This is a genomic window from Sphaerisporangium cinnabarinum (assembly GCF_055567015.1).
Genome location: NZ_JBVHRG010000006.1, coordinates 44,592 through 68,946, shown reverse-complemented (window position 1 = coordinate 68,946; position 24,355 = coordinate 44,592). Strand labels below are relative to the sequence as shown.

Annotated in this window: 15 protein-coding genes; 11 read left to right on the top strand and 4 right to left on the bottom strand. The window is 73.5% G+C overall.

Annotated features, from left to right (window positions below; all coding sequences use genetic code 11):
* Window positions 1-42: 42 nt before the first annotated feature.
* The 6 genes from ACZ4MO_RS10405 (at window position 43) to ACZ4MO_RS10380 (ending at window position 15,750) form a co-directional block, all read left to right on the top strand.
* On the top strand, window positions 43-2,457 hold the full coding sequence (locus ACZ4MO_RS10405) for a family 43 glycosylhydrolase (RefSeq protein WP_074808758.1): 2,415 nt from the start codon (window positions 43-45) through the stop codon (window positions 2,455-2,457).
* 214 nt (window positions 2,458-2,671) lie between these two features.
* A complete protein-coding gene (locus ACZ4MO_RS10400; RefSeq protein WP_186810331.1) occupies window positions 2,672-7,609 on the top strand; it encodes a family 43 glycosylhydrolase in 4,938 nt (1,645 codons plus the stop codon).
* 123 nt (window positions 7,610-7,732) lie between these two features.
* Window positions 7,733-10,309, top strand: coding sequence for an immunoglobulin-like domain-containing protein (locus ACZ4MO_RS10395; protein ID WP_175007730.1), 2,577 nt, complete (start codon window positions 7,733-7,735; stop codon window positions 10,307-10,309).
* A 212-nt stretch (window positions 10,310-10,521) separates the two neighbouring features.
* Entirely contained in the window at window positions 10,522-12,771 is a 2,250-nt protein-coding gene (locus ACZ4MO_RS10390; protein WP_175007731.1) for a beta-L-arabinofuranosidase domain-containing protein, read from the top strand.
* Window positions 12,768-14,777: an OmpL47-type beta-barrel domain-containing protein gene (locus tag ACZ4MO_RS10385; RefSeq protein ID WP_175007732.1), complete on the top strand. Its 2,010-nt coding sequence runs from the start codon at window positions 12,768-12,770 to the stop codon at window positions 14,775-14,777. The genes ACZ4MO_RS10390 and ACZ4MO_RS10385 overlap by 4 nt, the downstream gene beginning before the upstream one ends.
* Window positions 14,778-15,054: 277 nt before the next feature.
* Window positions 15,055-15,750, top strand: a complete 696-nt coding sequence (locus ACZ4MO_RS10380) for a hypothetical protein (RefSeq protein WP_175007733.1) — start codon at window positions 15,055-15,057, stop codon at window positions 15,748-15,750.
* An 81-nt stretch (window positions 15,751-15,831) separates the two neighbouring features.
* Here the strand turns inward: ACZ4MO_RS10380 and ACZ4MO_RS10375 are convergent, their stop codons facing one another.
* Window positions 15,832-17,157 carry an MFS transporter gene (locus tag ACZ4MO_RS10375; protein WP_175007734.1) on the bottom strand — a complete coding sequence of 442 codons (1,326 nt, stop codon included), beginning with the start codon at window positions 17,155-17,157 and terminating at the stop codon, window positions 15,832-15,834.
* Between the two features lie 77 nt (window positions 17,158-17,234).
* On the opposite strand from ACZ4MO_RS10375, the gene ACZ4MO_RS10370 reads away from it, so the two are divergent.
* A complete protein-coding gene (locus ACZ4MO_RS10370; protein WP_255436970.1) occupies window positions 17,235-17,861 on the top strand; it encodes an ArsR/SmtB family transcription factor in 627 nt (208 codons plus the stop codon).
* A 435-nt stretch (window positions 17,862-18,296) separates the two neighbouring features.
* On the opposite strand, the gene ACZ4MO_RS10365 is transcribed toward ACZ4MO_RS10370, so the two are convergent.
* Complete coding sequence (locus ACZ4MO_RS10365; RefSeq protein WP_499278812.1) at window positions 18,297-19,070, bottom strand: potassium channel family protein; 774 nt, start codon at window positions 19,068-19,070, stop codon at window positions 18,297-18,299.
* Between the two features lie 103 nt (window positions 19,071-19,173).
* Window positions 19,174-20,550, bottom strand: a complete 1,377-nt coding sequence (locus tag ACZ4MO_RS10360) for a potassium transporter TrkG (protein ID WP_175007735.1) — start codon at window positions 20,548-20,550, stop codon at window positions 19,174-19,176.
* Between the two features lie 317 nt (window positions 20,551-20,867).
* Here ACZ4MO_RS10360 and ACZ4MO_RS10355 point away from each other — a divergent pair, with 317 nt between their 5' ends.
* Together ACZ4MO_RS10355 and ACZ4MO_RS10350 are read left to right on the top strand one after the other, a co-directional pair.
* On the top strand, window positions 20,868-21,977 hold the full coding sequence (locus tag ACZ4MO_RS10355; RefSeq protein WP_499278900.1) for an acetoin utilization protein AcuC: 1,110 nt from the start codon (window positions 20,868-20,870) through the stop codon (window positions 21,975-21,977).
* Between the two features lie 185 nt (window positions 21,978-22,162).
* Window positions 22,163-22,261, top strand: coding sequence for a 30S ribosomal protein bS22 (locus ACZ4MO_RS10350; protein WP_003792170.1), 99 nt, complete (start codon window positions 22,163-22,165; stop codon window positions 22,259-22,261).
* Between the two features lie 102 nt (window positions 22,262-22,363).
* Here the strand turns inward: ACZ4MO_RS10350 and ACZ4MO_RS10345 are convergent, their stop codons facing one another.
* A complete protein-coding gene (locus ACZ4MO_RS10345) occupies window positions 22,364-23,236 on the bottom strand; it encodes an HAD-IB family hydrolase (RefSeq protein WP_175007736.1) in 873 nt (290 codons plus the stop codon).
* Between the two features lie 49 nt (window positions 23,237-23,285).
* On the opposite strand from ACZ4MO_RS10345, the gene ACZ4MO_RS10340 reads away from it, so the two are divergent.
* Window positions 23,286-23,576, top strand: a complete 291-nt coding sequence (locus tag ACZ4MO_RS10340; RefSeq protein ID WP_255436971.1) for a glutaredoxin family protein — start codon at window positions 23,286-23,288, stop codon at window positions 23,574-23,576.
* 58 nt (window positions 23,577-23,634) lie between these two features.
* Window positions 23,635-24,309 (top strand): redox-sensing transcriptional repressor Rex, encoded by a 675-nt coding sequence (locus tag ACZ4MO_RS10335; RefSeq protein WP_021482510.1) that lies wholly within the window; start codon window positions 23,635-23,637, stop codon window positions 24,307-24,309.
* Window positions 24,310-24,355: the final 46 nt, after the last annotated feature.

Genomic DNA, 24,355 nt, shown 5'->3' with positions numbered 1-24,355 from the left:
GGTGCGCGGACGCGCAGGACACACATCGATCGAGGAGGATCCATGGACACGCACCACCGCAGACGACGTCGCCTGCGCGGCGCCGTCGCCGGGGCCGCGCTCGCGACGCTGCTCTCGGCGTCGCTCGCCGCGCTGCCGTCGTACGCCGCGGACGAGGAGCTGGTCGTCAACGGCGGCTTCGAGGACGGCACGACCGGCTGGTTCGTCAACAACGGCAACGCGACCGACACGGCCGTGCTGTCGACCACCGACCAGGCGTTCGCGGGTGAGGCCGCGGCCCTGACCACCGAGCGTGCGACGACCGGTTCCGGTCCGATGCAGGACCTCAGCGGCAAGGTCCGCGCGGGCGAGACGTACGAGCTCACCGCCAAGATCCGGTACGACGCGGCCGCGGCCCCGGCCTCCAAGCAGTTCTTCGCGACGATGCACTACGGCGGCGGCACGTACACGAACCTGGTGAGCGTCACCGCGACCAAGGGCCAGTGGGCGACGTTCGACGGCCGGTTCACGATCCCGGCCGACCAGAACGTCGGCACCGCGCGGCTGTTCTTCGAGACGCCGTGGACGAGCAACCCGTCCGCCGACCCGGCGACGCACCTCATGGACTTCGTGCTCGACGACGTCTCCGTCGTCGGCGCCGCCCCGCCCGGGCCGCCCTCGAAGACGATCGAGGTGCTCGGCAAGCTGCCCGGCGAGCACAACCCGCTCATCTCCCACAAGTTCGGGGCCGACGGGTTCGGGTTCGTCGAGGACGGGCGCGTGTACATGTACATGACGAACGACACCCAGGGCTACGCGCCCGACCCGGCGACGGGCGTCTCGCCGCAGATCAACTACGGCAGCATCAACCAGATCACGCTCATCTCGTCCGAGGACCTCGTGAACTGGACGGACCACGGCGAGATCCAGGTCGCGGGGCCGCAGGGCGTCGCGCCCTTCACGAACAACTCGTGGGCGCCGGGCATGGCGAAGAAGACGGTCGACGGCGTCGACAAGTACTTCCTCTACTACGCCAACGGCGGCGGGTCGTCGAACGTCATCACGGGCGCCTCGCCGCTCGGGCCGTGGACGAGCGAGCGCGACAGCACGCTCATCGACGGGCGCACCCCGGGCGCCGAGGCCGTGGCCTGGAAGTTCGACCCGGCGCCGCTCGTCACCGACGACGGGGCGTACCTCTACTTCGGCGGCGGCCCGGCGTCGACGTCGATGCCCGCGGCGGAGCGGTTCAACAACCCGAAGAACATCCGCGTCATCGAGCTCGGCGACGACATGGTCTCCACGCAGGGCACGGCGGCCGTCGTGGACGCGCCCGTGGCGTTCGAGGCGGCGCAGGTCTTCGAGCGCGACGGGAAGTACTACCTGTCGTACTCGTCGCACTTCGGCGGCAACGACTTCGGCGGCAACCAGGCCACGCTCCCGGGGTACCCGGGCGGCGGGCAGATCGGCTACATGATCTCCGACGACCCGATGTCGTTCCCCAAGGAGACGTACGCCGGCGTGATGTTCCCGAACCAGTCGCAGTTCTTCGGCGCGGGCACGGGCGGCAACAACCACCAGTCGGTGTTCGAGCTGGACGGCAAGTACTACTTCACGTACCACGCGCCCACGCTCAACAAGCGCATCAACGGCAGCACCACGCAGGGCTACCGCAGCCCGCACATCCAGGAGCTGACGTTCAACGCGGACGGCACGGTCCAGCAGGTGGTCGGCGACTACGCGGGCGTCGACCAGGTCAAGGACCTCGACCCGTTCCAGGTGCTCGAGGCGGAGACGTTCGCGTGGCAGCAGGGCCTCACCACCGCGAAGGTCGACGGCGGCTCGGCGCAGTTCGGCACGCAGGCGCCGAACCTCGTCGTCCGCGACGTCGACGCCGGCGACTGGTCGGCGCTGTCGTCGGTCGACTTCGGCGACGGTGCCGCGAGCGTCACGGCGCGCGTGAAGCCCCTCGTCGAGGGCGCCACGGTCGAGGTACGCCTCGACGACCGCGAGGGTGCCGTCGTCGGGACGCTCGACCTGGACACCCCCGTGGGCGAGTGGGCGGACGTGACCGCCGCCCTCGAGGGCGTGCGCGGCGTCCACGACGTGTACTTCACGTTCGCCGGCCCCGCGGGCGTCGACCTCGTCGAGGTGGACACGTGGGAGTTCGCGGCCGACGCCGCCGGCCCGGCCGTCGAGCTCGACGTGACCGCGTCCGCACGCTGCCTCGCGGGCAAGGCCTACGTGGCGGTGCGCGCGACGAACCTCGCCGACGTCGCGGCCGACGTCGAGCTCGTCACCCCGTTCGGCACGCGGGTCGTGCGTGACGTGGCACCGGGGGCGAACGCGTACCAGTCGTTCGCCGCACGGTCCGCGTCGCTCGCGGCCGGGGTCGCGACCGCCACGGGCACCGCGGTGCTCGACGGCGCCACGGTCGAGACGGCGCACGAGGCCGCCTACGGCGACCTCTCCTGCGGCTGACGCCGGACGACCCGCACGACCGACGGCGGCCCGCACCACACCCGGTGGTGCGGGCCGCCGTCGGCGTCCGGGGGCGTCGCCCCCCGTTTTCGACATCGTTGTCGACCCGAGGGTCCCTAGGCATGTTTGCGCTCACATGTTAGCGTTCACACGCGCGTCCGACGGCGGACCCGCGACCGGCGCCGACGCCGGGCACGACGACGAGGAGTCACCGATGACCTCACGCCACGAACCACCCCCGACGCCCGCGGAGCCCCGCGCCCGCCGCCGACGCCGCTCGCTCGCGGCGCTGCTCGGCCTCGCGCTCGTCGCCCCGCTCGCGCCCGTGGGCGCGGCGGCCGCCGGCCCGATGCCCGCGGCGCCCGCACCGGTCCCCGCTGCGGCCGAGCCGACCGCGGACGGTCTGCGGCTCTGGCTCCCGCTCGACGAGACCGAGGGCACCGTCGCGCACGACGCGTCGGGTCACGGTCTCGACGCGACGCTCGTCGGCTCGGGGGGCGGGTGGCGCGCGGGCCAGGGCCTGACGTTCGGCGGTGCGAACCACGTGGACCTGCCCGACGACCTCCTGGCCGGCTACGACGCGGTCACGGTGAGCGCCGACGTGTGGGTCGACACGTCGCTGAGCGGCAACTACTTCTTCTACACCCTCGGCAACCCGGCGGTCGGGACCCCGCAGTCCGGGAACGGCTACCTGTTCTCGACGGGCAACGCGAACTACCGCGCGACGATCTCCGACCTCGCGTGGGGGCGCGAGCAGAACACGGCCAAGGCTCCCGCGGGCGCGCTCCAGCGCGGCGTCTGGAAGACCGTCACCTACACGCTCGCGGGCGGCACGGCGCGCCTGTACGAGGACGGCGCGCAGGTCGGGCAGAACACCGCGGTGACGATCACGCCCGGCGCGATCGGTGGCGGCACGACGACCGCGAACGCGCTCGGGAAGTCCGCCTACGCGGCCGACAACCTCTTCAAGGGCCGCATGAAGGACTTCCGGCTCTACGACCGCGCGCTCACCGCGCAGGAGGTCGCCGACCTCGCGTCGGACGCCGCGCAGGACGCCGTCGCGGCCGACGCCGCCGCGCTCGACCTCGGCGACACGAGCGCCGTCGCCACGGACCTCACGCTCCCGGCGAAGGGCGTCGGCGGCTCCGCCGTCGCGTGGTCGAGCTCCGACGAGGGCGTCGTCTCGGCGAGCGGCGCGGTCACGCGCCCCGCGGGCGACGCGACCGCGACCGCGACGCTCACCGCCACGGTGACGCTCCGCGGCGCGACCGAGACCCGGACGTTCGACGTCACGGTCCTGCCCGGCGACGGCGACCAGGCCAAGGCCGACGCCGCGGCCGCCGCGCTCGAGGTGACGAACCTCGACGACGTGCGCGGCAACCTCACGCTGCCCACCACGGGGCTGCACGGCGCGAGCGTGACGTGGGAGTCGTCGTCGGGCACGATCGCCCCGACGGGCGAGGTGACGCGCCCGGCGCACGGCGAGGACGCCGAGACCGTGACCCTCACCGCGACGGTGACGGTCGGCGCGGCCACCGCCACGCGCGAGCTCGCGGCGCACGTCCCGCCGCTGCCCGAGCAGGAGGACCTCGCGGGCTACCTGTTCTCCTACTTCGTGGGCGAGGGCACCGCCACGGGCGAGCAGGTCTACTTCGGGCTCAGCCAGGGCAACGACCCGCTGAAGTACCAGAACCTCAACGACAACCAGCCCGTCCTCACGTCGGAGCTGGGGGAGAAGGGCCTGCGGGACCCGTTCATCATCCGGTCGCCCGAGGGCGACAAGTTCTACCAGATCGCCACCGACCTCAAGATCTACGGCAACGGGAACTGGGACGCGTCCCAGCGCACGGGCTCGAAGTCGATCATGGTGTGGGAGTCCACGGACCTCGTGAGCTGGACCGACCAGCGCCTCGTGCAGGTCTCGCCCGACACCGCGGGCAACACGTGGGCACCGGAGGCGTACTACGACGAGACGATCGGCGCGTACGTCGTGTTCTGGGCCTCGAAGCTCTACGCGGAGGACGACCCGGGCCACACCGGCAACACCTACAACCGGATGATGTACGCCACGACGCGCGACTTCGTGACGTTCAGCGAGGCGCAGGTGTGGGTCGACCCGGGCTACTCGGTCATCGACTCGACCGTCACGCAGCACGACGGCCAGTACTACCGCTTCACCAAGGACGAGCGGAACAACACGTCGTCCACGCCGTGCTCCAAGTTCATCCTGGCCGAGAAGGCGGCCGAGCTGCGCTCGACGGACTACGACTTCATCACCGACTGCATCGGCAAGGCGAACTCGCTCGGCGGCGGGATCAACCAGGGCGAGGGCCCGACGATCTTCAAGTCGAACACCGAGGAGAAGTGGTACCTCTTCATCGACGAGTTCGGCGGCCGCGGCTACGTGCCGTTCGAGTCGACCTCGCTCGACGCGGCCGAGTGGACCATGTCCACCGACTACGAGATGCCGTCGCGCCCGCGCCACGGCACGGTGCTCCCCGTGACGCAGGCCGAGTACGACCGCCTGCTGCGCACGTACCAGCCGGACGCGTTCGTCGAGTCCGTCGAGGACGTCGCCGTGACCGTCCAGACCGGCTCCGCGCCGGTGCTCCCGGCGGCCGTCACGGCCCGCTTCGCGGACGGGTCCACCGGGTCGGCGGACGTCACGTGGGACGCGGTCGACCCGGCGTCGTACGCGCAGGCCGGCTCGTTCGAGGTCGCCGGCACGCTCGGCGGCGGCGTGAGCGTGCGCGCCCGCGCGGTCGTCACGGTGACCGACGACGTCGTCCCGGTCGAGGGCCTGAGCGTCACCCCCGAGTCGCTCGAGGTGGGCGTCGGCGGGACGCGGCAGCTCACCGCGACCGTCACGCCGGCCAACGCGACGGCGCGCGCGATCACGTGGGCGTCGGACGACGCGGACGTCGCCACGGTCTCGGCCGACGGCGTCGTCACGGGCGTCGGCGAGGGCCACGCGCTCGTCACGGCGACGACGGCCGACGGGTCGCACACCGCGTACGTCGCGGTCGAGGTGACGACGGAGATCCCGGGGCTCGTCGTGCGCTACGCGCTCGACGAGACGAGCGGCACGACGGCCGCGAACTCGGCGCCGGGGTCGTCGTTCGGTCCGGCGACGCTGACCAACGGCGCGGCGTTCTCCGGCACCGGGGAGGGCGTCCGGCTCGACGGGACGGACGACTACGTCGACCTGCCGGACCACCTCCTCGCCGGGCTGACCGACGTCACGGTCGGGCTCGACGTCAAGGTCGCGACCGACCAGGCGACGCCGTACTTCGTCTACGGCCTCGGCAACACGAGCGGCACGGCGGGCGACGGGTACCTCTTCACCACGGGCAACGCGTACCGCACGTCGATCGCGACGGGGAACTGGACCACCGAGCAGACCGTCACCAAGAACGCGAACCTCCAGCGCGGGGTGTGGAAGCACCTCACGTACACGCTGTCCGGCACGACGGCCGTGCTCTACGAGGACGGCGTCGAGGTGGGTCGCCAGACCGGCGTCACCATCGACCCGAAGGACATCGGGAACGGCTCGACGCTCGCCAACTACATCGGCCGCTCGCTGTACTCGGGCGACCGCTACCTCAAGGGCTCGGTGCGCGACTTCCGGATCTACGACCGCGCGCTCACCGCCGACGAGGTCTACCAGGTCGGGGCCGACCACACTGCCGTCACGGGCGCCGAGCTCGACGCGCTCAAGGTCCCCGCGATCGTCGACGGGGCGAGCTCGACCGTGACGCTCGCCGTCGAGCCGGGGACGGACGTCTCGGCGCTCGCGCCGGTCCTCACGGTCTCGCCGCGCGCGACCGTCACGCCCGGAAACGGCTCGGTGCAGGACCTCACGCAGCCCGTGGAGTACACGGTGAGCGGGCCGGACGGGTCCTCGCGCACGTGGACGGTCCAGGCGAAGCAGATGGGCAGCCCCGTGCTCCCCGGGACGTACGCCGACCCGAACATCGCGCAGTTCGGCGACACGTTCTACCTCTACGCCACGACCGACGGCACGCCGGGCTGGGGCGGCAAGGACTTCTACGTCTGGAAGTCCTCCGACCTCGTGACGTGGGAGCGCTCGGAGCAGCCGTTCCTCACGCTCGACGGCGCGAACGGGAACGTCCCGTGGGCGACCGGCAACGCGTGGGCGCCGACGATCATCGAGCGGGACGGGAAGTACTGGTTCTACTTCTCCGGCCACAACCCGACGTACGACCGCAAGACGATCGGCGTCGCGGTGGCCGACAGCCCCGAGGGGCCGTTCACCGCGCAGCCGACGGCGATGATCACGAACGGCGAGGCGGTCACGTCCGGCCAGGCCATCGACCCGGCCGCGTTCCGCGACCCGGAGACCGGGAAGTACTGGCTGCTGTGGGGCAACGGCGGGCCGTCGAACGGCCCGGTCATGGCCGAGCTGGGCGACGACATGACGTCGATCAAGCAGGACACGCTGCGGCGCATCCCCGGCCTGACCGACTTCCGCGAGGGCCTCTTCCTCAACTACCGCGACGGCGTCTACCACCTCACGTACTCGATCGACGACACGGGCTCGGAGAACTACCGCGTCGGCTACGCGACGTCGGACAGCATCGACGGCCCGTGGACGTACCGCGGCGTGATCCTCGAGAAGGACGCCTCGCAGGGCATCCTCGGGACCGGGCACAGCTCGATCCTCAACGTCGAGGGCACGGACGAGTGGTACATCGCGTACCACCGGTTCGCCATCCCTGGCGGCAACGGGACGAACCGCGAGACGACGATCGACCGCCTCACGTTCGGCGCCGACGGCCTCATCCAGAAGGTCGTGCCGACGCTCGAGAGCGTGGACCCGGTCGACGTCGCACCCGCACCCCGGGTCGAGCTGACCGTCGAGGCCACCCCGCGGTGCCTCGCGGGCAAGGTCTACGTCGCGGTGCGGGCGACGAACGCGGGCGACGTGCCCGCCGACGTCACGCTCACGACCCCGTACGGCACGAGGACGTTCGCGGGCGTCGCCCCGGGCGCGAACGCCTACCAGTCGTTCGCGACGAGGGCGACGTCGGTCCCGGCGGGCACCGTGACGGTCACCGGCACGGCCGTGCTCGACGGCACCCCGGTCACCACGCCCTACGACGTCGCCTACGACGCCCACCCCTGCGGCTGACGATCCCCCGAGGTAGAGCCCCGGTGAGCCGAGGTAGAGGCGTGGTCACGACCACGCCTCTACCTCGCGGGACCGGGGCTCTACCTCGCGACACGACCTGCATCTCGACGAGGAGAGGACGACATGATTTCCATACACCGAGCACGCTCGGCGCTCGCCGCCGGGCTGGTGGGGGCGCTCGCCGTCTCGACGCTCGCCGCCGCGGTCGCCGCACCCGCGGCCGCAGACGTCGGCGGGCCCACCGACGACGGGCTCGTCGCGTGGTACCCGCTCGACGCCGCGAGCACGACCGGCGGCACGACGGCGAACCGTGCCGAGGGCTCGACGTTCGGCCCGGCGACCGTGGTGGGCGGCACGGCGACGGCGGACGGCACGAACCTCGACGGGACCGACGACTACGTCGACCTGCCCGACCACCTGCTCGCCGGCCTCACGGACGTCACCGTGAGCCTCGACGTGCTCGTGAGCCAGGACCAGGGCACGCCGTACTTCGTGTACGGGCTCGGGAACACGAGCGGGTCGAACGGCAACGGGTACCTGTTCACGACCGGCAACGCGTACCGCACGTCGATCGCGACGGGGAGCTGGTCGACCGAGCAGACCGTGACCAAGGGCGCCAACCTCCAGCGCGGCGTCTGGAAGACCCTCACCTACACGCTCACCGGCACGACGGCGACGCTCTACGAGGACGGCGTGCAGGTCAAGCAGGCCACGAACGTCACGACGGACCCGGGCCAGATCGGCGGCGGGCAGACGACCGCCAACTACGTCGGCCGCTCGCTCTACTCCGGCGACCGCTACCTCAAGGGCCAGGTGCGCGACTTCCGCCTCTACGACCGTGCGCTGAGCGCGGCCGAGGCGGGCGAGCTCGCGGCCCGGACCTCCACGGCCGCCGCGGACGCCGACCTCGCCGCGCTCGACCTCGGCGACACGAGCGCCGTCACCGCCGACCTCGTGCTGCCCACCACGGGCGCGCAGGGCTCGCTCGTCACCTGGACGTCGTCGGACCCGGGCGTCGTCAGCGCCGCGGGGAAGGTCACCCGGCCCGCCGCGGGCGAGGACGACGCGACGGTGACGCTCACCGCGCTCGTCACGCGCGGCGCGGTCGCGCGCACCGCGCAGATCGAGGTCACCGTCCTCGCGCACCTCGCACCCGCCGAGGCCGTCGCGTGGGACGCGAGCCACGCCGTCGTGCCGCACCTCGACGACGTGCGCGGCAACCTCACGCTGCCCGCCGACGGTGCGAACGGCTCCGCCCTGACCTGGGAGAGCTCCGACCCCGCGGTCGTCTCCGCCACGGGAGAGGTGACGCGGCCCGCGCACGGCGAGCCGGCGGCCGTCGTGCGGCTCACCGTGACCGCGACGAAGGACGGCGCGACCGCGACGCACACCCACGACGCCACGGTCCGCCCGCTGCCCGCCGAGGCCGACTACGAGGGCTACTTCTTCCCGTACTTCGAGGGCGAGAGCACCGCGGACGGCGAGTCCGTGTACTTCAGCGCGAGCAACGGCAACGACCCGCTCGACTGGGTCGAGCTCAACGACGGCGAGCCCGTGCTCACGTCGACGCTCGGGGAGAAGGGCCTGCGCGACCCGTTCATCATCCGCTCGCCCGAGGGCGACCGGTTCTTCCTCCTCGCGACCGACCTGCGCATCTACGGCGGCAACAACTTCGGCAACGCGCAGGAGCGCGGGTCGCGCGCCCTGATGATCTGGGAGTCGACCGACCTCGTGCACTGGTCCGACCAGCGCATGGTGACCGTGTCGAGCGCGTACGCGGGCAACACGTGGGCGCCCGAGGCGTTCTGGGACGCCCAGCGCGGCGAGTACATCGTCTACTGGGCCTCGGCGCTCTACCCGACGACGTCGACCGACGGCCGCCGCATCGCCGACTCCTACCAGCGCATGATGTACGCCACGACGCGCGACTTCGTGACGTTCTCCGAGCCGCAGGTGTGGATCGACGAGAAGCGCGGCAACGGGCTCGGGATGATCGACTCGTCGATCGTCGAGCACGACGGCACGTACTACCGGTTCACCAAGGACGAGGCGTACATGATCCCGCGCCTCGAGAAGTCGACGGACCTGCGCTCGACCGACTGGGACCTCGTCGCCGAGAAGATCGGCTACGGCCAGCCCAACCCGTGGGGCGGCACGCTCACCGCGGGCGAGGGGCCGACGGTCTTCAAGTCGAACACCGAGGAGAAGTGGTACCTCTTCGTCGACCAGCCGAGCTACCACGGCGGCCAGGGCTACCTGCCGCTGGAGTCCACCGACCTCGACTCGGGCGTGTGGACGTCCGTCGACGCCCACCTGCCGAGCAGCCCGCGCCACGGCACGGTCCTGCCGATCACGGCCGCCGAGCACGCCGCGCTCCTCGCGGCGTACGGCGAGCAGCCGCCGGCGCCCGAGCTCGACCTCGCGGTCGAGGTGACGCCGCGCTGCCTGGCGGGCAAGGCGTACGTCGCGGTCCGCGCGACGAACGGCGAGGACGTCCCCGTCACGCTGACGCTCACGACGCCGTACGGCGAGAAGACCGTCGCCGACGTGGCGCCGGGCAAGAACGCGTACCAGTCGTTCGCCGCCCGCACGACGGCGGTCCCGGCCGGGAGCGTCACCGTGACCGGCGTCGCGACCCTCGACGGGAAGGAGGTGACGACCACGCGCGAGGCGCAGGTCGACGCGCTCGACTGCGCCTGACACCCGCGAGGTCGCACCCCGCCCAGGGAGAGGCGAGGTACCGCGAGGGAGAGGCGTGGTCACGACCACGCCTCTCCCTCGACGGACCAGAGCTCTCCCTCGGCGACGTGGCGGCCGGGCGGAACCAGCACGAGCGTCGGACGCGGGGCTTCCCTCCTTGCCGCCGACGACGCTTCCACCACTCGACGACGAGTGAGAAGGAGCGACAGCTCATGCACGTGCACGACTCCAGGTATTCGCGCCGGGCCGTCCTGCGGCTCGGGGTGCTGGCCGCCGGGGCGACCGGCGCCGTCGCGCTCGCGGGCGGCGGCAGCGCCCTCGCGGCGCCCACCGCGCCCGTCCTGCCCGTCCCCGCCGGCCCGGCGGTCGGCCGGGCCGTCCGCCGGTCCCTCGACCGGTCCGTCGCGCTCGACGGCTGGGCCGCCGAGCCCTTCCCGATGGCCGACGTGACGCTCGCGCCGAGCGTCGCGACGCGGTCCCAGGACCAGATCCTGCACCTCGCGCGGCAGTACCCGGTCGACCGCGTCCTCGCGGTGTTCCGGCGCAACGCCGGGCTCGACACGAAGGGCGCCTCCGCGCCCGGCGGGTGGGAGGGGTTCGGCCACGCCAACGAGCAGCCGTGGGGCCCCGACGACTACCCCGGCCGCGCGAGCACCCAGACGGCGAACCTCCTGCGCGGCCACTACGGCGGGCACTTCCTGTCGATGGTGGCCCTCGCGTTCGCGAGCACGGGCGAGACCGTGTTCCGCGACAAGGTCGACCAGATCGTCGAGGGCCTCGGCGAGGTCCAGACGGCGCTCGCGGCCATGGGCCGGTTCAGCCACCCCGGGTTCCTCGCCGCCTACGGCGAGTGGCAGTTCAGCCAGCTCGAGAAGTACGCGCCGTACGGCGAGATCTGGGCGCCCTACTACACGTGCCACAAGATCATGGCCGGCCTGCTCGAGGCGTACCGCCTGGCGGGCAGCGACCAGGCGCTCGAGCTCGCGTCGTCCATGGCGGCGTGGGTGCACAGCCGACTCTCCGTGCTGCCGCAGGCGCAGCTCGACCGGATGTGGGGCATCTACATCGCGGGCGAGTACGGCGGCATGAACGAGGTGCTGGCCGACATCGCGTCGATCACGGGCGACGACACGTACGTCGCCACGGCAAAGCTTTTCGACCTCAACACGCTCGTCGACGCGAGCGCTGCGGGCACGGACACGCTCAACGGCAAGCACGCGAACCAGCACATCCCGCAGTTCCCGGGCTACCTCAAGGTGTACGACCTCACGGGCGAGGAGCGGTACCGCCAGGCCGTGGAGGGCTTCTGGGGCATGGTCGTCCCCGGGCGCACCTACGCGCACGGCGGGCACGGCGAGGGCGAGCTGTTCGGCCCGCCGAGCACGGTCGCGGGCGACATCGGCGCGCGCAACGCCGAGACGTGCGGCACGTACAACATGCTCAAGCTCTCGCGGCTGCTGTACTTCCACTCGCTCGACCCGAAGTACATGGAGTACTACGAGCGGGGCCTGCTCAACCACATCGTCGGTTCGAAGAAGAACACGCAGTCCACGACGAGCCCCGACGTCACGTACATGTACGGGGTCAACCCGGGCACGCGCCGCGAGTACGGCAACACCGGCACGTGCTGCGGCGGCACGGGCCTCGAGAACCACGTGAAGTACCGCGACTCGGTCTACTTCCGGTCCGTCGACGGCGAGGTGCTGTACGTCAACCTCTACCTCGCCTCCACCCTGACGTGGGAGGAGAAGGGCTTCGAGGTCGTCCAGGAGACGCAGTACCCGAAGGTCGGCGCGACCCGGCTCACGGTGAACGGCTCCGGGCGGCTCGACCTGCGCCTGCGCGTACCCGGCTGGGTGCGCAAGGGCTTCACGGTGACGGTCAACGGGGTGGAGCAGGAGCTCGACGCCGTACCCGGGACGTACGTGAGCGTGTCGCGCTCGTGGTCGCCCGGCGACATCGTCGAGGTGACGATGCCGCTGAGCATCCGCGCCGTGCCGACGATCGACAACCCCGCGATCCAGAGCATCGAGAACGGTCCGACGGTCCTGCTCGCGCGCAGCGCGTCGCGCGAGTACCTCAAGCTGTCGCTCTACGCCCACATGGGCCTGGACGGCACGCTCGAGGGCGCCTTCACGCACCTCGGGAACGGGTACTTCCGCCTCGGGGACCTCACGTTCGAGCCCGCATGGTCGGGCGACGACACGCAGTACCACATGTTCGTCGAGCGCTCCGAGCCGCGCGTGGTCTTCGCCGGGCTCGACAGCGGCGTCACCAACGCCGCGCGGCCGAACGGGACGACGTTCCTCGACGTCGTGTGGGGCGACGGCGGCTTCGCCGACCGCGCCGCGTTCCTCCAGAAGGTCCAGCGCACGGTCGAGCAGTTCACCGCGGACGGCCTCCTGAGCCGCCGCGACGGTCAGAAGGTCCTGGTCACGGCAGGGAAGGCGAGGCTGGCATGAGCGCACGCACCAACTCATCGAGGGGTGCGGGCTCGACCGTGCTCATCCCGCTCGGGGACCGGCCGGCGGCACCGCGTGCCCGACGGCGCGTGGTCGCCACCGCGACCGCGCTCGCCCTGGCCCTCACGGGCGCGGGGGTCGGGGCGTGGGCCGCGGTCGGCGGTCCGGGGACCGAGGGGCTGACCGCGGCGGCCGACGAGGCGCCGTCGAACGTCGCGCTGATCGGCACGCCCGAGGCGAGCTACACCGCGTCGTGGAACAAGGTCGAGGCCGTGAACGACGGCGCGGGCGTCAGCACCGGGGGAGCGCACGACGCGACGTGGGCGACGTGGAGCGGGGACCGCCCCGCGACGCAGTGGCTCGAGTACTCCTGGCCCGCGCCGGTCACGGTGGACCGTTCCGTCGTCCGGTTCTGGTCGGACGGCACCGACGCGAACGGCGACAACGTGCGCGTCCCGGCGTCGTGGACGCTCCAGTACTGGGACGCCGACGCCGGCGCGTTCGTCGACGTCCCGAACCCGAGCGGCTACCCGACACAGCGTCTCGAGAGCAACGAGACGACCTTCGACGCGGTGACGACGACGCGCCTGCGCGCGACGTTCGACGCGCTGCGGGGCACCACGGCGACGACGTACTCGGCCGTCGGGGTCTCCGAGTGGGAGGTCTGGGGCACGGGCGGCGTCGAGGAGCCCGAGCCGGTCGACCCGAACGGGCCGATCGACCACTCGCCCGTCCACATCCCCACGGACGTCGGTGTCCTGCCCGACCTCCCGGCCGAGATCGACGCGATCTTCACCGACGGTCGTGTCGAGACGGTCGCGGTCGACTGGGAGGACGTCACGGCCGAGGACGTCGCCGCGGCGGGGGCGTTCGAGGTCAGCGGGACGTCGGACGAGCTCGTCGAGCCGGTGAGCGGCACGGTGCACGTGCGCGACGGCGAGCCGGGGGAGGTCATCACGGTGGACAACGTGAGCGTCGTGACGCTCGCGGGCACCGCCCCGGCGCTCCCGGCGACCGTCACGGCCGAGTACGAGGACGCGTCGAAGGACAGCCGCATCCCGGTGACGTGGGACGCCGTCGACCCCGCGGAGTACGCCGAGCCCGACCGGCTGTTCTTCGTCGACGGCGACGTCGCGGGGACGGACGTGCCGGCCGAGGCCGTCGTGTTCGTCGTCGCGCCCGACACCGGCGAGGACACGACCCCGCCCACCGTGACCGTGACCGCCCAGCCCGGCCCGGCGACGTCGGGCTGGTACGTCCAGCACCCGACCGTCACGGTCGTGGCCTCCGACAACCGCGACCCTGCCCCGGCGGTCGAGGTCTCGGTCGACGGCGGCGCATGGGCACCGTACGACGGCCCGTTCGCGGTCGACGAGGACGGCGTGCGCACGGTCGAGGCGCGCGCGACGGACGCCGCCGGCAACGTCGGGACGGGTTCGCGCGAGCTCCGCGTCGACAGCGTCGCGCCCGTGACGGTCGCGACGCTGCGCGAGGTCGGCAGCAGCGTCGAGATCACGCTGGCCGCCACGGACGCGGGCTCGGGCGTGGACAAGGTGCAGTGGGAGGGTCCCGGCACGTTCTGGGGCACCTACACCGAGCCGTTCACGCGCGCGCTCACCGACGAGCCGCAGGTCATCGAGTTCGCCGCGACGGACGCCGCAGGCAACGAGGAAGCGCGGCAGCAGGTCGTGCTGCCCGCCCTCGGCGGCGAGCCCGAGCTCGACCTCGTGGTCGAGGCCACGCCCCGCTGCCTGGCGGGCAGGGTGTATGTGGCCGTCCGTGCGACGAACGGCGAGGACGTCCCGGTCGCGGTGACCCTCGCGACGTCGTACGGGGAGAAGGCGTTCGCGGACGTGGCGCCCGGCACGAACGCGTACCAGTCGTTCGCGGTGCGAGCGACGTCCGCCCCTGCCGGGACGGCGTCCGCGACCGCGGCCGCCACGGTCGACGGCGAGGAGGTGACCGCCACGGTCGACGTGCCGTTCGACGCGCTCGACTGCGGCTGACCCGCACGCCCGGTCCCGGCAGGACGGGCGACCACAGGCCCCCGGGTGGTGTGCCGGCACCGCCCGGGTCCGGCTCGGCCCCCGTCGCTCCCCGGAGCGGCGGGGGCCGAGCCGTCCTGCCCTGCGACGGCGGCACGACCCACGGGTGAACAAACTGGACGGGTGTTCAGTTCAGGCGTCCAGGATGGCAGGATGTCCTTGAACTGGACACCCGTCCAGTCGGGTTCGGGGGCGACCCAGCGGTGCCCGCCCCGGGCCGGACGAAGAGGTTCCCCGCGTGACGACGACCACCCGCAGGCTGCTCGCCGCCCTCGTGCTCGCCGGGTCGCTCGCCGTGCCCGCCGGCACGGCCGCGGCGACGACGTCCGTCGTGTCTCCCGCCACGGCCCCGACCGCCCTGCCCGCGACGGTCGCCACCTCGGTCCCCGACCCTGCCGACGGCGTGCGCGTCAGCGTCGAGATCACCGAGCGCGACGTGTCGACGGTGCCGCGCGTGGCCGTCGTCGGCTCCGGGCCGCTCGTCGTCGGCGGGAGGCTCGAGCTCCGCGGGACCGGCCTCGCGCCGTCCACCACCTACGAGGTCTGGCTCGAGAGCGATCCGGTGCTCCTCGGCACCGTCACGACGGACGCCGACGGGGTGTTCCTCTTCGTCGCGACGATCCCCGCCGGCACCACCCCGGGCGAGCACCACGTGCGCCTCGTCCCGGTGGGGGGCGGTGCGGACGTGCTGTCCGAGCCGTTCCTCGTGCTCGCCGCACCGGGCGAGCCGCACGAGCCCGGGACGACGACGCCGCCCGGGGCCGGGGGAGAGGGTGGCTCCGGCGGGTCGGCGGCGGGCGGCGGCCCGGGTTCCTCGCGGCCGGGCCTGGCGACGACGGGAACGGGCCTGGGCCTCGTCGCGGCGCTGGCCGGGGCGGCGGTCCTCACCGGGGCGGCGCTGCGCCGTCGGGCGGGCAGGGGCGGCGCGGCCTGACCCTGCGCCCGGTGGCCCGGCCCCCGGCTCACCCGCGGGCCGCACCCGCACCCCGCCCGCACCCGCGGCACGGCCGCGGGCTCACCCCTCGGGGTGCGGCTCCGCCTCGGCCTCCCGCCGAGGGGCGTCGGCCGGAGGCGTATCGGCGTCGCGCGCGTCCGCGGCAGCCTCCGCGGCGTCCATCGCCCGGTCGTCCACGACGAGCATCCCCAGCAGCGTCGCGCCGGACACCGCCGCCATGACCACGAACACCGTGCGCAGCCCGAAGAGCTCGCCGAGCAGGCCGCCGACGGCGGCGCCCAGGGGCAGCGTCCCCCACGCGAGGAGCCGGTAGCACGCGTTGAGCCGGCCGAGCAGGGCGTCGGGCGTGATGCGCTGCCGCAGGGAGAGCGTCACGACGTTCCACACGGCGATCCCGGCACCGCCGACGGCGGAGACGGCGCCGATCACCCACGCGTTCGTCGTGACCGCGGGGACGCCGACGAAGGCCACCGTCCCGAGGATCGTCAGCGTGAGGGAGCGTGCGCGCCCGAGCGTCCCGACGACGCGCTCGGCGACGAACGACCCCGCGAACGCCCCGACCGCCGTCGCGGTGAGGAGCACGCCGTACGCCGGCTCCGACAGGCCCAGGGGTGAGTCGGGGCCGACCGCGTAGAGCACGAACACCGCGAACGCGGCGTTGCTCGCGAAGTTGATGCCGCCGACCATCATCGCGAGGGTGCGCAGGATGCGGTCGTGCCACAGGAACCGCAGGCCCTCGGCGACGTCGGCACGCAGCGTGGTCCGGGTCGTGCGCACCGTCCGGTACGTGCCGGGCAGCCCGAGCAGCATCACTGCGGCGAGCGCCCACAGCGCACCGGGGACACCGAACGCGAGGGCGGCGCCCGCCGCCACGAGCAGCCCGCCCAGGGGCGGCCCCACGAACTGGTTCGTCGTGAGCTCCGCCGCGTAGAGGCGCCCGTTGGCCCGGGGGAGCGCGGTGCGCGGCACGACCTGCGGGAGGATCGACTGCGCCGAGGTGTCGTACAGCGTCTCGGTGACGCCGACGCCGAACGCGACGACGTACAGCACGGCGATGCTCCCGGCGTCGGGCACGAGCGCGACGGCCGCGAGCGCGGCCACGAGCACCGCGCGCGCCACGTTCGCGCCGACCATCGCGAGCCGCCGGTCGAGTCGGTCGGCGAGCGCACCCGCGGGCAGCGTGAACAGCAGCCACGGGAGCGTGAGAGCGAACGTGAGCCCGGCGACGAGCGCCGGCGACTCGGTGTAGCGGACCGCGACGAGAGGGAGCGCGACCTTGAGCACCCCGTCGGCGAGGTTCGAGACGGCGGACGCGACCCACAGGCGCCGGAACGGCGCACCCAACGGTGCGACGGCGGGGCGTCGGCGCCCGGGTCGAGAGGCCATGGCGCCCAGCATGGCACAGTGATCGAGAAATCCCAATCGATCGAGCGATCTCGATTGGCGGTCCGTACGATGTCTCCATGACCGTCGAGCCCACGCCGGAGCCCGCGCCGGGGCGCGCCCCCGGTCCGCGTGCGGCCGCCATGCCGAGTCGTCGTCCGCCCACCGCGCTCGAGGCGAAGGCGCTCGCGCACCCGCTGCGCCAGCGCATCGTGCGGCAGTGCGGCACGCGCGAGATGACGAACAAGGAGCTCGCCGACCACCTCGGCGTCCCGCCGGGCACGGCCCTGCACCACGTCCGGCTGCTCGTGCGCGCCGGGCTGCTCGAGCCCGCCGAGGTCCGCACGGGTGCGCGCGGCGCGCTCGAGCGCCCCTACCGCGCCACGGGCGCCACGTGGTGGCTCGACGACCCGCTGCGCGACGCCGCGCCCGGCGTGCAGTTCGGTCCCGTCGCCGCCGCGCTCGACGACGCCCTGGCCGCCGGGCCCGACGCCGTCACGACCTCAGCCGCGTTCTACCTGCACCTCTCCGACGACGACGTCACGGAGCTCGACCGGCGCATCCTCGCCGTGCTCGACGAGTACGTCGCGACCGACGCGGACCGCCAGGACCGCCCCCTCCACCGAGGCCTCTTCGTCCTGCACCGCCCGCCGACGGAACCGCCCGCCGCCGGCACCTCCGGCCGCCCTGACCGTCGGCCGTCCTGACCGCGGCCGGCCGACGTCGGTCCGACCGCGCGCGGAGAGCTCCGGACACCGCGGGCCACCACGCGGCACGACAGCCCCCCGGATCCCCCGGCACGTCGGCGCCAGGCCGACCAGCGTGACCGCCGACCCGGACCCGGACCTGGGGCGCACGGCGCCGGGCAGGACGAGCGGTGGGGTCGGACCGTGCACGAAGGACGTCGAGGCGCACTCCTCGGCCTCCGCCCGGAAGACCATGGTGACGGCCAGGACGAGCGGTGGGGTCGGACCGTGCGCGAAGGACGTCGAGGCGCACTCCTCAGACCTCCGCCCGGAGGACCAGGGCGACGGTGCGCCAGCCCGAGCGCACGGTCCGACCCCACCGCGGACCCGACCTCGCGGGCGGCGAACCCGACCCGACCCCCGCGGGCTGTGAACCCGACCCCACCGACCCGGCCCTCAGGGCCGAGCGGCGAAACGCTCCAGGAGATCGGCGTGACCCGACACGATGAGCAGGTCGTTCGCGCTGATCCGGGTCTCCGGCGTCGCGTAGAGGAAGTCCTCGCCGGGCGACTTCACCCCGATCACGGTGACCCCGTACCGCTCGCGCACCTTCGACTGCGCGAGCGTGAACCCCTGCACCTCCTTCGGCGGGCGCATCTTGACGATCGTGAAGCCGTCCTCGACCTCGATGTAGTCGAGCAGCTTCCCGGAGACGAGGTGCGCGACGCGCGACCCGGCGTCGGCCTCGGGGAACACGACGTGGTGCGCGCCGATGCGCTGGAGGATGCGCCCGTGCTCCGCCGAGATCGCCTTGGCCCAGATCTGGGGCGTGCCCATGTCGACGAGGTTGCCGGTGATGAGCACGCTCGCCTCGAGCGACGTGCCGACACCCACGACCGCGACGGGGAAGTCGCGCGCGCCGAGCTGCTCGAGCGCGACGGGGTTGGAGGCGTCCGCCTCGACGAGCGGGAGCTGCCCGCTCCACTGGGCGACGAGGTCGGGGTCGCGCTCGACGGCGAGCACGTCCTGGCCGAGTCGGTCGAGCGTCGCGGCGATCGCCGTCCCGAAGCGGCCGAGGCCGATGACGAGGACGCCCGCGTCCTTGCGCGGGGCCTTCGCCTCGTCCCGGCGCGCGCGCTCCGCGCGGCCGCGCTCGACGATGCGCTGCGCGACGGGGTCGGCGGGCACGCCTTCCTTCCCGTCGGCGGCGCGGGTGAACGGGTCGGTCACGATGGGGCCTCTCGTCGGTCCGGTGGTGCGGTGTCTGTCGTGTCGGTCAGGTCTCGTGCGGGGCGTCCGGCCCGACGGCGGTCGCACCGCCGGGCGGGGGCGCTCACCCGATGATGGGGCGCTCCTCGGGGTAGCGCACGATGCGGCGGCGGTCGCGCAGCGCGAGCGCGGCGGCGAACGTCATGGTGCCGGTGCGGCCCACGAACATGAGCGCGATGAGGACGTACTTCCCGGCGTCGGGCAGCTCGGGCGTGATGCCGGTCGACAGGCCGACGGTCGCGAACGCCGAGATGGTCTCGAAGAGGATGACGTCGAGCGTCTCGCCGGTGATCTCCAGCAGGAGCAGGCTCGACAGGAGCACCGCCGTCGCGCCGACGAACGACACCGCGACCGCGAGCCGGAGGGTGTCGCGCGGGATGCGGCGCCCGAACGCCTCCATGTCCCGGTCGCCGCGCGCCTCGGACACGATGGCGATGAGCATGACGGCGAGCGTCGTGACCTTGATGCCGCCCGCGGTCGACGCCGAGCCGCCGCCCACGAACATCAGCGCGTCGGTGATGAGCCAGCTCGCCTCGTGCATGCCGCCGGTGTCCACGGTCGAGAAGCCTCCGGAGCGCGGCATGACGCCCGCGAAGAGCGACGCGAGGAGCTTCTCGCCGAGCCCGAGGGGCCCGAGGGTCCGCTGGTTCCCCCACTCGACGGCGGCGAAGAGCACCGTCCCCACGACGACGAGCGCCGCGCTCGTCGTGAGCGTGAGCTTGGTGTGCAGGCTCCACTTGGAGGCGCGGCGGCGGTTGCGCATGACGTTGAGGATCACGGGGAAGCCGAGCGACCCGATGAACACGCCGAGGATGATCGGCAGGCACAGCATCCAGTCGCCGACGTACGGGGCGAGCCCGTGCTCCGTCGGGATGAACCCCGCGTTGTTGAAGGCGGAGATGCCGTAGAAGATGCCGTGCCACGCGGCCTCGCCGAACGTCTCCTCCAGCACGACGAACCGCGGCAGCAGGAGCAGCGCGATGAGGAGCTCGAGCGAGGTCGACGTGATGATGACGACCCGCACGAGCGAGCCGACCTCGCCGAGCCGCGTCGTCTTCGTCTCCGACGCCGTGAGGAGCTTCTGCGTGAGGCCGATGCGCCGGGACACGGCCATGCCGAGGATCGACGCGAGCGTCATGACGCCGAGGCCGCCGATCTTGATGCCGAGCAGGATGACGACCTGCCCGTACCCCGACCAGTAGGTCCCGGTGGGGACCACGACGAGACCGGTGACGCACACGGCCGACGTGGCGGTGAAGAACGCGTCGACGAACGGCGCGGACCGGCCGCTCGCCGTCGCCCAGGGCGCCATGAGCAGGGCGGTGAAGACGGCGATGACGGCGGCGAACACGGTGACGGCGAGCCGGGCGGGCGACTGCCGGGCGAGGCGGTCGACGATCTCCCGCCCCCTGAACAGGCGCCCGGTCATGCTCGTCGGCATGGAGCCTCCCTCACCACTCGCGCCACTCTGCCACGGGCCCGGTGGCCCGTCATGTCGCCGCTCCGGCGCCGGGACATCATGCCCGCTCGCGGGCCCGGACGCCGCACCGGGGCCCGGCGGGAGGCCCGGACCGGCGGTCCCGCGCGGTCCGGCGCGCGGTCGGTGGGGCGGGGGCGCGCCGTCGGGCGTTACCGTGAGCCATGCCCACGACCGACCCGACGTCGTCGCCCGCCCCGACCGGGGCGGCTGCGGCGCCCGGAGCCTGCGTCGTGTGGAGCCCCGAGCTCCTCGGCTACGACTTCGGCCCGGGCCACCCCATGGCGCCGGCCCGGCTCGACCTGACGATGGGGCTCGTGCGCGCCCTCGGCCTGCTCGACGGCGACGCGGACCTGCGGGTCGTGCGGCCCGAGCCCGCGCCCGACGACGTGCTCGAGCTCGTGCACGAGCCCGCCTACGTCGCGGCCGTGCGCGCGGCGTCCGAGCACGGCACCCCCGACCCGGCCCGCGGCCTCGGCACCGAGGACGACCCGGTCTTCCCCGGGATGCACGAGGCGGCCGCGCGGATCGTCGCGGGCTCGTACGAGGCGGCGGGCGAGATCGCCGCGGGCCGCACCCGGCACGCCGTGAACGTCGCGGGCGGCATGCACCACGCGAAGGCGGGTGCGGCGTCGGGCTTCTGCGTCTACAACGACGCGGCCGTCGCGATCCGGCGCCTGCTCGACGACGGCGTCGAGCGCGTCGCGTACGTCGACCTCGACGCCCACCACGGCGACGGCGTGGAGGACGCGTTCTGGGACGACCCGCGCGTCCTCACCGTCTCCGTCCACCAGAGCGGCGCGACGCTCTTCCCCGGGACGGGTCACCCGACCGACCTCGGGGGGCCCGGCGCCGAGGGGACGGCGGTCAACGTCGCGCTCCCGCGCCGCACCGACGGCGCCCGCTGGCTGCGCGCGGTCGACGCCGTCGTGCCGCCCGTGCTGCGCGCGTTCCGCCCCGAGGTGCTCGTGACCCAGCACGGGTGCGACGCGCACGGCGAGGACCCGTTGTCCGACCTCGACGTGTCCGTCGACGCGCAGCGCACGGCCACGACGTGGATGCACGGGCTCGCGCACGAGCTGACCGACGGGCGGTGGCTCGCGCTGGGCGGGGGCGGGTACGCGATCGCGCGCGTCGTGCCGCTCGTGTGGTCGGCCGTCGTGGGGGAGGTCGTGCACCGGCCCGTCACCGCGGGCGTGCCCCTGCCCGCGGCGTGGCGCGAGCGTGTCGCCGAGGTCGCCGGGTTCGACGCGCCGCTCGCGTTCGGGCCCGAGGTCGAGGTCCGGCGGTGGAGCAGCGGGTACGACCCGGACGACGACGTCGACCGCGCCGTCGCGGCCACGCGTCGGGCCGTCTTCCCGCTGCTGGGTCTCGACGCGCACTTCGACTGAGACGCCCGGCGACCGGTCGCGTACCGGGGCACGGGCGCGAGCGGGTAGGCTAGGGGGCGGATTTCTCTCGTGTTGGTCGGCTTGCGGCGCCCTCGTGGTCGCCGGGGCCCCGATCAACCGTGGACCACCCGCGGCCGGTCGACCGGTCGCCGACCGACACGCCGCTCGAGCATTGCGAGGACCGTATGGGCTCCGTCATCAAGAAGCGCCGCAAGCGCATGGCCAAGAAGAAGCACCGCAAGCTGCTTCGCAAGACGCGTCACCAGCGTCGCAACAAGAAGTGACGTCGCGCGCGTCCTGACGCGCCGACCCGTCGTCGAGCCCGGCCCCTCCCGAGGGACCGGGCTCGACGCGTCTCCGGCGGTCGCCGTCCCCCGCAGGCCGGGTCAGAGGCGGGCGATGCGCCGGTCGACGGCGCGGCGCACGGAGCGCAGGACGAGCGCGGCGGCCCAGGCGGCGCCGGCCCAGCTCGCGGTGCGGACGCTGCTGCGGGCGACGCGGCGGCGGCGCCCGCGGAACTCGCGGATGGGCCAGCCGACGTCCTGCGCGTGGCGGCGCAGGCGCGCGTCGGGGTTGATGGGGCACGGGTGCCCCACGGCCTCCATCATCGTCACGTCGTTGAGCGAGTCGCCGTACGCGTACGACGCCTCGAGGTCGATGCCCTCGCGCTCGGCGAGCGCCCGCACCCCGGCGGCCTTGGCGCGGCCGTGCATCATGTCGCCGACGAGCCGTCCCGTGTAGAAGCCGTCCTCGTGCTCCGCGACGGTGCCGAGCGCGCCCGTCGTGCCGAGCCGACGCGCGATGAGCTCGCCGATCTCGACGGGGGTCGCGGAGACGAGCCACACCTGGTGCCCGGCGGCGAGGTGCTCGTCGAGCAGACGGCGCGTGCCGGGGTAGATGCGCAGCGACAGGACGGTGTCGTAGACCTCCTCGCCGATCGCGGTGACCTCCGCGACGGAGCGCCCGGCGATGAGGTCCAGGGCGCGCGAGCGGATGCGGTCGATCTGCCGCTTGTTCTCGCCGAACACGAGGTACCGGGCCTGGTGCGCCGCGAACCGCACGATGTCGAGCGTCGAGAAGAACTCGCGCTGGTACAGGGCGCGCGCGAGGTGGAACGACGACGCGCCGCGGATGATCGTGTTGTCGACGTCGAAGAACGCGGCGGTCCGGTGCGGCGGCCCGGGGGCGCGCGCGGGGGCCTCCTCGGGGAGCGTCGGCCGGGAGGTCGGGTCGGGGCCCGGGCCGGGAGACGTCGCCATGCCTCCACTCTAGGCGGTCGGGCTGCCGGGGCCTCGTACCCTGGGAGGCGTGAGCACCTCCGACGCCCCCGCCCCGGTCCTGCTGTTCGGCCGCGCGGGCTGCCACCTGTGCGACGACGCGCGGGCGGTCGTCGAGGCGGTGTGCCGCGAGGCCGGCGTCGCGTGGGCGGAGGTCGACGTCGACGCGCCGGGCGCGGACCCGGCGCTGCGCGAGCAGTACGGCGAGTACGTGCCGGTCGTCACGGTCGGCGGCGTGCAGCAGGGCTTCTGGCGCGTGGACGCGCGTCGGCTGGCGCGCGCGGTGGCCCGGATTTCGGTGCCGCGCACGGACCTGGGATGATTCCTCCCGGTGGAGCGTGACCGTCGACGAGGACGGTCCCATGGACGACGGAGTGACGGTGGCTGAGCAGGTAGTCGGTGAGGTGACGGCGCCGGGGATCCCGAGCGCGACGGTGGCGCGGCTCCCGTCCTACCTGCGTGCGCTGCGCGACCTCGTGGCGCGGGGCGTCGGGACGACGTCGTCGGTCGAGCTCGCGGAGCTGTCCGGCGTGGGCCCGGCGCAGCTGCGCAAGGACCTGTCCTTCCTCGGCTCGTTCGGCACGCGCGGCGTGGGCTACGACGTCGACTCGCTGGCGCAGTACATCACCGAGGCGCTGGGCCTGGTCGACGAGCACCGGATCGCGATCGTCGGGATCGGCAACCTGGGGCACGCCCTCGCGAACTACTCGGGCTACGAGCAGCGCGGCTTCCACGTCGCGGCGCTGCTCGACGCGTCGCCGGACGTCGTCGGGACGCGGGCCGCGGGCCTCGTCGTCGAGCACGTCGACGCGCTCGAGGAGGTCGTGGAGCGCGAGAAGGTGTCGATCGTCGTCCTCGCGACGCCTGCGGCGCACGCCCAGGCGGTCGCGGACCGCGTGGTCGCGGCCGGGGTGCGCGAGATCCTCAACTTCGCGCCGCGCGCGCTCCAGGTCCCGGCGGACGTCGACGTGCGCGGCGTGGACGTCGGCAGCGAGCTGCAGATCCTCGCGTTCCACTCGCAGGCCCGCGCGCTCGCGGCGTCGCAGGAGCGCTGAGCGGGCCCGGCGCCCGGACCCGGGGGGACGAAGGGCCGCGTGCTCT